Raw genomic sequence first — 12,266 nt, 5'->3', positions numbered from 1 at the left:
CACGGGTCCCGACGACAGCCCGGCCCGCCCGCTTCGCGCAGCGCGCCGAAGAGTCCGGCCGTGCCGAAGTCTTCGGCCCTGATCGCCATCGCCGCCGGGGCCGGGCTCTTCGCGCTGGGGTGCGCGGTGGCCGGTGCGGTCGGCGGACAGCTGTGGGGCGGGCTGGGCGGGGCGGCCGGGTTCGGTCTTCTTGCCTGGGTCTGTCTGCGCGGCGGCGGGGGTGAGACCGGACGCATCGTGGCCGGGGGCGATCCGCGCGAGCAGGAGATCGACGTCCTGGCGATGGCCGTCTGCGACGGCGTCCTCACCGTCGTCCTCGGGGTGTGGCTGATCGCCGCACTTGCCACGGACGGACCGGCCTGGATGCCCGGCGGTCTGCTGCTCGTGTCCGCGGTCACCTACGTCGTGGCCATCGAGGTCCTGCGCCGCCGGATCTGACGCCACTCCGGGCGCCGTTCTCCGCGCACGCCCCTGCGGTGCCGCAAGGCGGCACCGCAGTGCTGCCGCGCCTCCGCACTGCCGCACCTCCGCGGCGACTGGTCACGGGTCGGCCCGGTCTGCCCGCGGACCCTCAACTCACCTCCCCACACCAGCAGGAGACACACCGTCATGCCCGCGAACCGTTCATCCGCCGCGCCTCCACCCGGCTCCCGCGCCCCCGCCACGCCCGCCGCGCCGGGCCCGCTGCCATCGGTGAGCGCCGCGCCGCCGCGCCTGGCCGCCGTCGACGCACTGCGCGGATTCGCCCTGTTCGGCATCCTCGTGGTCAACAGCACGTTCATCGCCTCGACGTTCCACAGCGCCGGAGTGCCCGATCCCGCAGCGGAGGGCCCGGTGCAGACGCTGGTCTCGTATGCGGTGACGGTGCTCTTCGAGACGAAGTTCTATCTGCTGTTCTCGTTCCTCTTCGGCTACAGCTTCACCCTGCAGCTCGATTCCGCGGCCCGCCGCGGCCGCCGCTTCGGTGCCGGGTTCGTCCGCCGCCTCGCCGGACTCGCCCTGATCGGTGCCGCGCACGCCGTCCTGCTCTTCCACGGGGACATCCTGACGACGTACGCCCTGCTGGGCCTGATCCTCCTGGCCTGCCGCGCGATACGCCCGCGCACCGCGCTCGTTGCCGCGGCCTGCCTCATCGCCGTCATGACCGCGCTGTGCCTGGTCCTTGCCCTCCTGGCTCACCGCTTTCCCGAGCCCGTCGACACCGCGGCCCTCACCGCCCAGGCGCGCGAGGCGGCCGACGCCTACCGCGCGGGTCCGGGCTCGGTCGTCGGCCGGCACCTGACCGAACTCCCGGAAATGCTGGGGGTGTTGTGGGGATTCCAGGCGCCGTGTGCCCTGGCCGCGTTCCTGACCGGACTGGCCGCCGGGAAGCACCGGCTCCTCGCCGATCCCGCGGCCCATACGCGCGGCCTGCGCCGACTGGCGCTCACCGGCGTGCTGGTGGGCCTGCCCGGCGCCCTGCTGTACGGATGGAGCCAGTCCCGGCCCGAACTCGCCGTGCAGGTGGCGGGCCTGGCCGTCGACGTCGCCACCGCACCGGCGCTGGCCGCCGCGTACGCCGCGCTGTTCCTCCTGGCGACCGTCCACCGCCGTACGGCGGCGGCCACCGCGCTGCTCGTCCCCGCGGGCCGCACCGCGCTCTCCAACTACCTGGCCCAGTCCCTGCTCATGTCGCTGATCTTCACCGCGTACGGCGCGGGCCTGGTCAACCGGATGGGGCCCGCCGAGGTGCTGCTGACCGCGGCGGCGGTGTACGCAGCCCTCGCGGCGGCGAGCACCTGGTGGACCCGCCGCCACCCCTACGGCCCGCTGGAATGGTTGCTGCGCGCGCTCACCCATCTCGCGTCGCCGCCCTGGCGGCACCGCACACCGGCCTCGCGGCCGGACTCGCGCCGGCCGTCGGTCGGCCGTCGGGGCTCCGGCAGGGGTCGGCTCCGGCAGGGGTCAGGCCGCCGCGGGCGTACGGCTCCCGTCGAGGATCACCCGCGCCACCAGCGCCGGGTCGTCGCTCATCGGCACATGCCCGCAGCCGGGCAGCCGTACGAGACGCGCGCCGGGAATGGCCTCCTTGGCGCGGACGCCCTGGCGCGGGATCAGAAGCCGGTCGCGCGTGCCCCAGGCGATCGTGACCGGGATGTCGGGGATGTCGTCGGTGAAGACGACAGGGCGGCCGGCCGCCAAGGTGGGCCAGAACGCCGGGGCCTCCCGCAGGGCCAGGGTCTCGGCCGCCGCACCTTCCGGTGAACGCCGCCCGGGCCGTGCGTAGATGGAGCTGACGAGCACCGCGCGCCCCGCCGTGGTGCGCGACAGCCGTTCCACCATGGGCGGCGTCAGGATCTTGGCACCGGCCCGCATGCCGCGGAGCAGGCCGAACGCGTAGCGCCGCTCCGCCTCGGACCAGAACCCGGCGGGGGCGAGGGCGGTCACCGACCGTACGAGCCGGTCGCGGCCCATCGCCAGCGCGAGCAGCCCGCCCAGCGAATTCCCCACGACATGCGGCCGCTCGATCCCCAGTGCCGTGCAGAGGCCGCCGAGCACCGGCACGACCGTCGGCAGGTCATGCGGTACGCCGTCGGGCAGGGCGGGGGACTCCCCGAAGCCCGGCAGGTCGATGGCGATGACGTCGCGCTCGGCGGCGAGGATGTGCAGTACCGGGTCCCACCCCTGGCGGTGGTGGCCGATGCCGTGCAGGAGCAGCAGCGGCTCACCGGAGCCGCGGCGCTCGTACACCACCGAGACCGGGTGCTCGCCGGCGGGCGTGTCGGCCGTGAAGGAAATCGTTGCGGGCATGTGGTGCTCCTGACCGTCGCCGTGCGACGCCGGTTGGACGGGCGGCTGATTGCTGGACAGGATGTCAGGAACAATTACCGTTCGGTAGCCCGGAGTTCGACGAGCCTGGCGCGAACGGCCCCCGAATCAGGTCAAAACGGTCGGCGCATACCCGGATCGCCTGGACACCGGCCCGCCCGTCCGGTGGGATGGACGCCGTGGCGAGCGATACGGCAACCGACGTCTTCGAGGAGCACCGACCCGTCCTGACCGGCGTCGCGTACCGCATGCTCGGTCGCGTCGCCGACGCCGAGGACATCGTCCAGGAGGCCTGGCTCCGCTGGTCCGGCGCCGATCACGCGGCCGTCCGCGAACCTCGCGCCTTCCTGGTGCGGATCACCACCCGCCTCGCCATCGACCGGCTGCGGCACGTCCAGTCGCGGCGGGAGTCCTATGTCGGGCCGTGGCTGCCGGAGCCGATCGCGACCGACTTCGCCGGTACGGTCCCCGATGCCGCCGAGCGGGCCGTGCTCACCGAGTCCGTGTCCTTCGCCGTGCTCGTCGTCCTGGAATCCCTCTCGCCCCTGGAGCGCGCGGTGTTCGTGCTGAGGGAGGCGTTCGGCTTCCCGTACGCGGAGATCGCCGGGATTCTCGAGCGCTCCGAACCGGCCGTACGGCAGCTCGCCGGCCGTGCGCGGCGCCACGTGGAGGAGGGGAAGCCGCGGTTCCCCGTCGACCCGCAGGAACAGCGTGACGTCACCGAACGCTTCCTCGCCGCGGCGACGGGCGGCGACATCCAGGGGCTGCTGGCGCTCCTCGCCCCGGACGTCCGGCTGGTCGGCGACAGCGGCGGCAAGGCGAAGGCGCCGCTGCGCGTCATCGAGAGCCCGGACAAGGTCGGGCGGTTCCTGGTCGCCGTGGCGCAGGACCCGGCCGGGGACCTGCAGTTCGTCTTCCGCGAGATCAACGGGGTCCCGTCGATGCTGGTCCTGGTCGACGGGAAGCCGGACAGCGTCATGTCCCTGGACCTGACGGAGGACGGGCGCGTCCGTTGCGTCTACATCGTGCGGAATCCCGACAAGCTCGGTGCCGTCGGGCCGTAGAGAGCCGCGGTCCGGACAGGGGTGGAACGCTCGCCCGCGATCCGAACCGCCGTGACCTACAGGCCGCCCGAGACGCGCAGCACGGCGCCCGACGTGTACGACGCCTCGGGGGACAGCAGCCACGCGACGGCGCCCGCCACCTCGTCCGGCTCGCCGGGGCGCCGCATCGGCACCCGCTCCGGGTGGCGCCAGGGCCGCTCGGGATCGCCCATCGAGGCGTGGATGTCCGTGAGGATCATGCCCGGCTGCACGGAGTTCACCCGCACCCCCTCGGGGCCCAGCTCCTTGGCGAGGCCGACCGTCATGGCGTCCACGGCGGCCTTGGCGGCCGCGTAGTGCACGTACTCGCCCGGACTGCCCAGCGTGGCCGCGGCCGACGAGATGTTGACGATCGCCCCGCCGCTGCCGCCGTACCGGGTCGACATCTCCCGTACGGCGCGGCGCGCGCAGAGCATGGCGCCCGTCACGTTCACGTCCACCACACGGCGCATCGTCTCGGGGGAGGTGTCCGCGAAACGGCCGAGCGGTCCGGTGATGCCCGCGTTGTTCACGAGTCCGGTGACCGGTCCGAGCGCGTCCCTCACCGTGTCGAAGAGGGTCTCGACCTGGTCCTCCGCCGCGGTGTCCGCCTGGACGACGACACAGTCGGAGCCCGCGTCCCGTACGGCGGCGGCCGTCTCCTCCGCGGCGTCCCTGTCGCGCTCGTAGCCGATGCCGATCCGGTGTCCTGCGCCGGCCAGCCGTACGGCCACGGCCGCGCCGATCCCGCGACCGCCGCCGGTGACCACGGTGATCCGGTCCATGCTGAGCAGCCTCCCCTTCGCCGGTGCGCCTTGAGACCGCTGCCTGCCGGCGCGGCGATGATCACCGACGCTACACCGTGCCACCTTCCCGTCACCCCGCCCGGGGGTCCGCGAACGACGTGTGAACGCTCCGCGGCGACGCCGCGGGGGCGAGGCAACGGACCGAGGATTGGTCTTGACCAAGCCTGGGGCCCGCCCTATGGTCGCAGGGATAGTGCAAGAACCTTTAATAAACAAGGGCGTTAATATCCCTCCCCTGCTCAGGCAGGGGATCCCGGGGACACGGAGATCGTGGAGGACAGGGTGGGGACCACGCAGCTCGAATCGGTGCCGGAACCCAAATACTGGCACCTGAAGACCGTGCTCAGCGATGCGCTGGACTCCGAGTTCGAGGTGGGCGAGATCCTGCCCAACGAGCGCGAACTCGCGGCCCGGTTCGGCGTCGCGCGTGCCACCCTGCGCCAGGCGCTCGAGCAGCTCGAACTCGAGGGGCGGCTCCAGCGGCGCCGCGGCGTCGGCACCACCGTCGCCCCGCCGCGCATGGGTGTGAACGTCGGCCCCGAGGACCACGCCTGGCCGGGCGGCGGCGCCGATGCCTGGCAGCCGGTCGACTCCGAGATGGCCGCGCCGCCCGCCTCCGTCGGGCGTCTGCTCGGCACCGACCCGGAGGAGCAGGTCCACACCGTTCGCCGCACCCGCGGGACGCACGGCCAGCAGGTCGCCGCCGAACTGCTCTACGTCCCGGCCGCGTCGGTCCCCGGCCTCACGGCCATCGACCAGCTCGGCGGTGCGGCACGGGCGCGGGCCGTGCTGCGCGAGCTGCAGCGCCTGGAGCTGGAGGGGCAGGACCGCTCCGTCGAGCTCGGCTCGGCACGCGCCGACGACGCCAAGCAGCTCGACCGTCTGCCGGGCTCACCCGTCCTGGTCGTCACGGCACGCTACTTCGCTGAGGGCCGTACGGTCGCGGTCGGCGTGGCCACCTACCGCGCGGACACCTGCCGGCTGACGTTCGGCGAGACGGGATCGGTGCAGATCGGCCACCCGGACGAGCAGCGTCGCGCCTCCTGAGCGTCTCCTGAACGTCCCCGCCTCCTCGACGCCGTTGGGGAGGGCGGCGAGTGGGCCCTGCCTGCGTCGCGCAAGGCAGGGCGCGTCCGCGACCACGACGGTCCGTCCGGATGCCCATCCGGACGGAGGCGCGGGTCAGCGGCGGGCCGTCACCGTGCGCTCGACCGCGAAGAGCTGCTCCTCGACATGGTCCAGGGCCAGGCGCAGCGCACCCGTCGACACGGCCGCCTCACCCAGCACCGACAGTTCGACCCGGGGCGGCCGGAGGCAGTAGCGGGCGAGTTCGCGGCGCAGCGGGTCGAGGACCCCGTCGAGTCCGGCCGCCCAGCCGCCCACGACCACCAGCTCGGGGTCGAGGGCCAGCACCAGCGCCGCGACGTCGTGCACCAGCCGCCGGATGTACCGTTCCACGGCCTGCCGCGCTCGCTCGTCACCGCCCCGGGCCTGCGCGAACACCCGGGTCACGGCGGCCTCGTCGAGCGGGGGCAGCGGTTCGCCGGTCGGCGACAGCACCTGTTCCGGAGTCGCTTCCCGGCCCAGCAGGTGCAGGGCGCCGATCTCGCCGGCCGCACCGCCGTAACCCCGGTGCAGGCGGCCGCCGATGAGCGAGCCCGCGCCGGGGCTGAGACCGGCCAGGACGAAAACGATGTCATCGGAGCCGGCGCCCGCGCCCTTCCAGTGCTCGGCGACCGCGGCCGCGTTGGCGTCGTTCTCCACCAGCACGGGGCAGCTGAAGGAACGCTGCAGCCGCTCGCCGAGCGGCAGTTCGGTCCACCCCGGGAGCGCGGTGCACAGCCGTACGGTCCCGTCCGCCTCGACGATGCCCGGGGAACCCACGCCGACGGCGCGCAGCGAGCCGCGGGCCACGCCCGCTCTCCGCAGGAGATCGGCGACCACCGCCCGGACCCGTTCCAGCCGCTCCTCGGCCGATGCCGTCTCCGGCACCTCGCGCACCGCCGATCCGGCCGCGCTCCCGTTCAGGTCGGAGAGCACGGCCGCGACCCGGTGCGGTCCGATCTCGATGCCGAGCAGATGCCCGGCCTCGGCGTGGAAGCGGAAGCGGCGCGCGGGGCGGCCCTGGCGCCGCGTCCCGCCCTCGGCGGCGGGTGCCTCGCGCACCAGGCCGGTCTCGGTCAGCCCTTCGACGACGCCCTCGACGGTCGGTCGCGAGAGACCGGTGATCTGGACGAGATGGGTCAGCGTGGCCTCTCCGGTGTCCCGCAGCGCGTACAGCACCACCGCCGAGTTGATCCGTCGCAGCAGGGACGGGTCCCCACCGGTGAGCCGCGCCAAGACCCGGCCTCCCTCCAGTCCGTGTGAGCCGGATCGTAGCCGCTGAGCTGTGGGGCGGCGAGCCGCGCGGCTGTCCTCGCCGGGTTCCGCCGCACCGGCTCCGCACCGGTCCCGCGCCGCCGTGTCCCGTCGGGTCGTCGCCGGGCCGTACGGGGAGGGGCGCACCGCCGGCCGGTGCTGATCGTCGGCGGTGCTGCGAACCGTACGGGCGACGACAGCCGCGGCTGTGCCGACGTACGACAGCCCGGGTCCGTGGCGGTGTGACGTCTCCCGCAGCAGTCGCTGGTGGTTCTGACGCTTCGCCAATTGTCGGCAGCGCGGGGTTTACTGACGTTATGGACAGCACCACCGCCCATCTGGCCGCCATAGACCGCCTGCGCGCCCTCCCGTTCCCCGCGCGCCGGCGGACCGAGCGCGGCGTCGAGAGCGGTCCGGACTTCCATGTCGCCGAACTCGAGTACAGCGACCGGTTCGGCGACGATGATTTCACGCTCGTACGGGACGAGCGTGAGGAGTTCGAGTCCGAGCTGCAGGTGCTCGTCCAGGTGCTCACCTACCGGTGGGGCGAGCCCGAACACCGGTCCCTCGACGCTCACTTGGAGCGCTCCGCGATGGGGGAGCCGGTCCCGGAGCCGCTGTGCACGCTGAGCGCGTTCGTCGGGGAGGTGCACGCCTGGAGCGTCGACGGACGGTGGGTCGCCCTGGGGATCAGCCGGGACGAGCCGCAGCCGCCCCAACGCGTCCTGCTGGTCGCCGCCATAGGGGGCGAGGCCCTGGCCGCAGCGGGGTGACCGGGGATGGTCCGTCCGGCGCGGTCGGGTCAGCCCCGGTCGCCGGAGCGGGCGTCCGGAAGGCCCGCCGCCTCACGGAGCCGCGCGAACTCCTCGGCCATGGAGGGCAGCGTCCAATGGGCGTTCAGACCACTGGGGTTGGGCAGCACCCAGATACGCGTGCCGCCGATCATCCGCTCCTGACGACCGATCCTCGCCGTACGGTCGCCGAAGGCCACGCGGTACGCGGTGACGCCGACGACGGCGAGCCAGCTCGGTTCGTACCGCTCCACCTTGACCCGCAGGAGGCGCCCGCCCTCGCGCAGCTCCTCGTCGGAGAGTTCGTCGGCCCGCGCCGTCGTGCGCGCCGCGACATTGGTGATGCCGAGCCCGTGACCGAGCAGTTCGCGCTGCTCCGCCGGGGCCAGCTGCCGCGGGGTGAAGCCCGAGGCGTGGAGCGCGGGCCAGAACCGGTTGCCCGGCCGGGCGAAGTGGTGACCCGTCGCCCCGGACATCAGCCCCGGATTGATCCCGCAGAACAGCACGGCGAGGCCGCCGGCGAGCACGTCGTCGATCCGGCGGTCGCGGGCGGCCTCCAGCTCCTCGGGCGTCGGGCGCGTCAGAGGATCGCCCCGGGCGCGTACCCGGCTGCCTCCGGGTGCTGCTCCGCGACCTGCTCGATCCGGCGGACGACGGCGGCCACCTGACCGGCGGCCGCGCCGGTGAAGGACAGACGGTCGGCCATGAGCGCGTCGAGCCGCGCACGGTCCAGCGGGATGCGCTCGTCGTCGGAGAGACGGTCGAGCAGTTCGTTGCGCTCGACGCCCTTCTCGCGCATGGCGAGTGCGGACGCGACCGCGTGCTCCTTGATGACCTCGTGCGCGATCTCCCGGCCGACGCCGGCCCGCACCGCGCCCATCAGGACCTTGGTCGTGGCGAGGAACGGCAGGTAGCGGTCGAGCTCGCGCGCGATGACCGCAGGAAAGGCGCCGAACTCGTCCAGCACGGTCAGGAACGTCTCCAGCAGCCCGTCGAAGGCGAAGAAGGCGTCCGGCAGGGCGACGCGGCGCACCACCGAGCAGGAGACGTCGCCCTCGTTCCACTGGTCGCCCGCCAGCTCGCCGGTCATCGACGCATAGCCGCGGAGGATGACCGCGAGGCCGTTGACGCGCTCGCAGGAGCGGGTGTTCATCTTGTGCGGCATCGCCGAGGAGCCGACCTGGCCGGGCTTGAACCCCTCGGTCACCAGCTCGTGCCCGGCCATCAGCCGGACGGTCTTGGCGAGGGAGGACGGCGCGGCGGCGAGCTGCACGAGCGCGCTGACCACGTCGTAGTCCAGGGACCTCGGATAGACCTGGCCGACCGAGGTGAACGCCCGCGAGAAGCCGAGGTGTTCGGCGATCCGGCGCTCGAGGTCCGCCAGCTTCTCCGCGTCCCCGCCGAGGAGGTCGAGCATGTCCTGCGCGGTGCCGACGGGGCCCTTGATGCCGCGCAGCGGGTAGCGGCCCAGCAGGTCCTCCAGCCGCTCGTACGCCACGAGCATCTCGTCCGCCGCGGTCGCGAAGCGCTTCCCGAGGGTGGTGGCCTGCGCGGCGACGTTGTGCGAACGGCCCGCCATCACCAGCTCGGCGTGCTCGGCCGCCAGCCTGCCCAGGCGCGCCAGCACCGCGACCGTACGGTCACGCACCAGCTCGAGGGAGAGCCGGATCTGGAGCTGCTCGACGTTCTCGGTGAGGTCCCGGGAGGTCATGCCCTTGTGCACGTGCTCGTGCCCGGCCAGGGCGTTGAACTCCTCGATACGGGCCTTCACATCGTGCCGCGTGACCTTCTCGCGCTCCGCGATCGAGGCGAGGTCGACCTGGTCGAGGACGCGCTCGTAGTCGGCGAGCGCCTGCTCGGGCACCTCGATGCCGAGGTCCTTCTGCGCGCGGAGCACGGCCAGCCAGAGCCGCCGCTCCAGGGTCACCTTGTACTCGGGGGACCACAGCACGGCGAGGTCCGCGGAGGCGTACCGGCCGGCCAGGACATTGGGGATGCGAGGCTTGGAGGTCACGTGACCAGATTCTACTGGGCGTTCCCGCAGGCCAGCGCCCCGGCCTGGGGCGCTGCTCCGACGCAGGCCCGGGCGCCGCTTCGTAGGTCCCTACAACACCGGAGGGCGGGAGCCGGGCCCCGGCTCACCCGTCGTACGGCAGGAGCTCCGCGCGCTTGGGCGGGCGGCCGTCGCCGGACGAGCGGCCCGTCAGCCGCCTCCCGACCCAGGGCACGAGGTGCTCGCGGGCGAACCGGGCGTGCGCGGCCTGCCGCAGATGCCAGGAGACCGGGGCGGCGGGCGGCAGCGGTGTGCGCCAGTCCCACTCGGGGTCGTGGCCCAGCGCCTGCCAGACCGCTTCGGACACCCGCCGGTGCCCCTCCGCGTTCAGGTGCAGACGGTCGTCGGCCCACATCCGGGGGTCGCCGAGCACGGTCCCGCCGAAGAGGTCGACGAGCACGGCGTCGTGCCGCTCCGCCAGGTCCTCGAGGATGGTGAACAGCTGGTGCATGCGCGGCAGGAAGCGCGTCCCGAACGGTCCGCGCCGCGCAGGGCTGCGCATGAGGACGAGCCGGCGGCAGTTGGGGGCGAGCTTGGTGACGGCCTGCTCCAGGCGGTCGCGGACCATGCCGAAGTCGCAGGAGGGGCGCAGCGCGTCGTTGAGCCCGCCGACCAGGGTGATCACGTCGGCACCCATCGCGGCGGCGTGGTCCACCTGCTCGTCGACGATCTGCCCGATCAGTTTGCCCCGCACCGCGAGGTTGGCGTACCGGAACCCGGGGTAGCGGGCCGCGAGCCGGCCCGCGAGGAGGTCGGCCCAGCCGCGGTACGTGCCGTCGGGCAGCGCGTCCGACATGCCTTCGGTGAAGGAGTCGCCGATCGCGACAAGACTGGTGTAGGGGGCATTCGTCTCCATGGCGCGGGGATCCTATCCGGCGCCGCGCCGCGGCTCGCAGGCGCATCCCCCTTCCGCGCTCGACGGCCGCCCGTTGCGGTCGCTTCCGGAACCCGGTACCCGCGGTATGCGGAACGCGCCGCGCATTCAGGCGACTTGGGCTCCGGAATGGCGGGAGAAACGATACGGCCGTGCTCGAAAGGCGTATGCGGAATCAGCCGATTTCCGTCGCCGGAGCCTCTCGGTCGATTTCCTCGGCGAGTGCCGGATCGATGTGCCGCAGTGCGGACACCGTGAACGCCGTCGCGAACTCTCCCGCCGTCGTGGCGTCGAGAGAATCCTTCGCGAGTGCATAGCGCGCGCCCTCCAGTGTCAGTCCCACGATCATCGAGGCGCACAGTTCCGCACTCACATCCCAGCGGCCCCTCCCGTGGCGTTCGGTGAAGTCGCGAATGCGTACGGCGATTTCCTGGGTGGTGGCCCGTGCGAGCCGGTCTCGCGTGACGGTGACCGGGCCCACGGAGTCCGTGCCGAAGATCAGCAGGAATTTCGGAGGGTGCTGGGCCGCGTAGCCGAACAGCGCGGTCATGCCCGCGCGGATCTGGCCTTCCAGGGGGAGTTCCGCGGCGGACGCGAAGGCCGCGGTGAGCTGAGCGCCCAGTGATTCCGCGGACCACTCGGTGCAGCGCCGGTAGAGATCGTCTTTGTTGCCGAAATGGGCATAGAGCGTCGGCTTCGTCGTTCCGCCACGGGCCGCGATCGCGTCCATCGTGGCTGCGCGGAAGCCGAGTTCGGCAAATACCGTGCAGGCGGCATCGAGCATGTCCTCGTCACTCGGGCGACCGATCATGTACCGCACTTTACTTCTTCGTAAAGCCAAATTAGGGTTTACCGGGCAGTAGACCAGTGACAGTGATTCGTGTCATTTTCCCGATACGGGAAGCGCCTCACTGTTGGCAGCACCGGGCCGGCGCCTCCCGCGTCGCCGGCCAAGGCCGTACTGGAGACACGATGCACCACCCACCTATATCCGGGGCCCCGGAGGAGGCACCTCCGCACAGAGCGGAGGGCAGTGTCCTCGCCGGGGTGCCCCCTCAGCACGGCCGCAAGGCCGGACCGTGGCATCTGCCCAGTGACCCCGCCGCATGCCGCAGCGCGCGGCGGGCCGTACGCGCCGTCCTCGCCGACTGGGAGCTCGAGCACCTCACGCACACCGCGGAGCTGCTCGTGAGCGAGCTCGTCGGGAACGCCCTCCTGCACACCGACGGCCCCCTCCGGCTCACCGTCGAACGCCGCAAGACCCTGCGCTGCCGCGTCGAGGACGGGAGCCCCGAGGTGCCGCGCCGGCGCGCGGCGGCTCCGGACGACGAGAACGGACGCGGCCTGGAACTCGTCCACCACATGTCCACGGACTGGGGTGTGGAGCAGACCGCGGACGGCAAGTCGGTCTGGTTCGAACTCGGCTGAGCCCCGGCCGCACGAGCCTCGCGCCTCGCATCACCTACCGGCCGTGAGTCGTACGCGGCCCGCACC

12 protein-coding genes and 1 pseudogene are annotated in these 12,266 nt (G+C 72.9%); 6 read left to right on the top strand and 7 right to left on the bottom strand.

The annotated features are described in order from the left end of the window. The first annotated feature begins 60 nt into the window (after positions 1–60). Positions 61–438, top strand: a complete 378-nt coding sequence (locus ABZ822_RS25005; protein ID WP_360858371.1) for a hypothetical protein — start codon at positions 61–63, stop codon at positions 436–438. A 171-nt stretch (positions 439–609) separates the two neighbouring features. Next, a pseudogene (locus ABZ822_RS25000) lies at positions 610–1,827 on the top strand (DUF418 domain-containing protein); the annotation flags it as partial. 117 nt (positions 1,828–1,944) lie between these two features. On the opposite strand, the gene ABZ822_RS24995 reads toward ABZ822_RS25000, so the two are convergent. Beyond that, positions 1,945–2,790, bottom strand: a complete 846-nt coding sequence (locus ABZ822_RS24995) for an alpha/beta fold hydrolase (protein WP_360858368.1) — start codon at positions 2,788–2,790, stop codon at positions 1,945–1,947. A gap of 197 nt (positions 2,791–2,987) precedes the next feature. Between ABZ822_RS24995 and ABZ822_RS24990 the strand changes: the two genes are divergently transcribed. Further along, entirely contained in the window at positions 2,988–3,872 is an 885-nt protein-coding gene (locus tag ABZ822_RS24990; RefSeq protein WP_360858364.1) for an RNA polymerase sigma-70 factor, read from the top strand. Positions 3,873–3,928: 56 nt separating this feature from the next. Here ABZ822_RS24990 and ABZ822_RS24985 read toward each other — a convergent pair whose 3' ends face one another. Further along, positions 3,929–4,675 (bottom strand): SDR family oxidoreductase, encoded by a 747-nt coding sequence (locus ABZ822_RS24985; RefSeq protein ID WP_360858361.1) that lies wholly within the window; start codon positions 4,673–4,675, stop codon positions 3,929–3,931. Positions 4,676–4,978: 303 nt separating this feature from the next. Between ABZ822_RS24985 and ABZ822_RS24980 the strand changes: the two genes are divergently transcribed. Beyond that, on the top strand, positions 4,979–5,743 hold the full coding sequence (locus ABZ822_RS24980) for a GntR family transcriptional regulator (protein ID WP_360858358.1): 765 nt from the start codon (positions 4,979–4,981) through the stop codon (positions 5,741–5,743). A 135-nt stretch (positions 5,744–5,878) separates the two neighbouring features. On the opposite strand, the gene ABZ822_RS24975 is transcribed toward ABZ822_RS24980, so the two are convergent. After that, entirely contained in the window at positions 5,879–7,036 is a 1,158-nt protein-coding gene (locus ABZ822_RS24975; protein WP_360858355.1) for an ROK family transcriptional regulator, read from the bottom strand. 335 nt (positions 7,037–7,371) lie between these two features. Here ABZ822_RS24975 and ABZ822_RS24970 point away from each other — a divergent pair, with 335 nt between their 5' ends. Next, positions 7,372–7,827, top strand: a complete 456-nt coding sequence (locus tag ABZ822_RS24970) for a hypothetical protein (protein WP_360858352.1) — start codon at positions 7,372–7,374, stop codon at positions 7,825–7,827. Positions 7,828–7,856: 29 nt separating this feature from the next. On the opposite strand, the gene mug is transcribed toward ABZ822_RS24970, so the two are convergent. From mug to ABZ822_RS24950, 4 genes are all read right to left on the bottom strand, one after another. Further along, the gene (gene mug / locus ABZ822_RS24965; RefSeq protein WP_360858452.1) at positions 7,857–8,429 is read right to left on the bottom strand and encodes a G/U mismatch-specific DNA glycosylase; all 573 of its coding nucleotides are present in this window, start codon (positions 8,427–8,429) and stop codon (positions 7,857–7,859) included. Next, entirely contained in the window at positions 8,426–9,859 is a 1,434-nt protein-coding gene (gene purB / locus ABZ822_RS24960; RefSeq protein ID WP_360858349.1) for an adenylosuccinate lyase, read from the bottom strand. Before purB ends, mug begins: the two co-directional genes overlap by 4 nt. A 124-nt stretch (positions 9,860–9,983) precedes the next feature. After that, positions 9,984–10,754: an SGNH/GDSL hydrolase family protein gene (locus ABZ822_RS24955; RefSeq protein WP_360858346.1), complete on the bottom strand. Its 771-nt coding sequence runs from the start codon at positions 10,752–10,754 to the stop codon at positions 9,984–9,986. A 193-nt stretch (positions 10,755–10,947) separates the two neighbouring features. Beyond that, positions 10,948–11,583 carry a TetR/AcrR family transcriptional regulator gene (locus ABZ822_RS24950; RefSeq protein WP_360858343.1) on the bottom strand — a complete coding sequence of 212 codons (636 nt, stop codon included), beginning with the start codon at positions 11,581–11,583 and terminating at the stop codon, positions 10,948–10,950. 236 nt (positions 11,584–11,819) lie between these two features. On the opposite strand from ABZ822_RS24950, the gene ABZ822_RS24945 reads away from it, so the two are divergent. Beyond that, the gene (locus ABZ822_RS24945) at positions 11,820–12,200 is read left to right on the top strand and encodes an ATP-binding protein (RefSeq protein WP_360858339.1); all 381 of its coding nucleotides are present in this window, start codon (positions 11,820–11,822) and stop codon (positions 12,198–12,200) included. The last annotated feature ends 66 nt before the right edge of the window (positions 12,201–12,266 follow it).

Origin of the sequence: Streptomyces sp. NPDC047108 (assembly GCF_040643575.1) — a bacterium.
GTDB lineage: Bacteria > Actinomycetota > Actinomycetes > Streptomycetales > Streptomycetaceae > Streptomyces.
The sequence above is the reverse complement of the archived record's forward strand: the minus strand, read 5'-3'. Positions and strand labels throughout refer to the sequence as shown.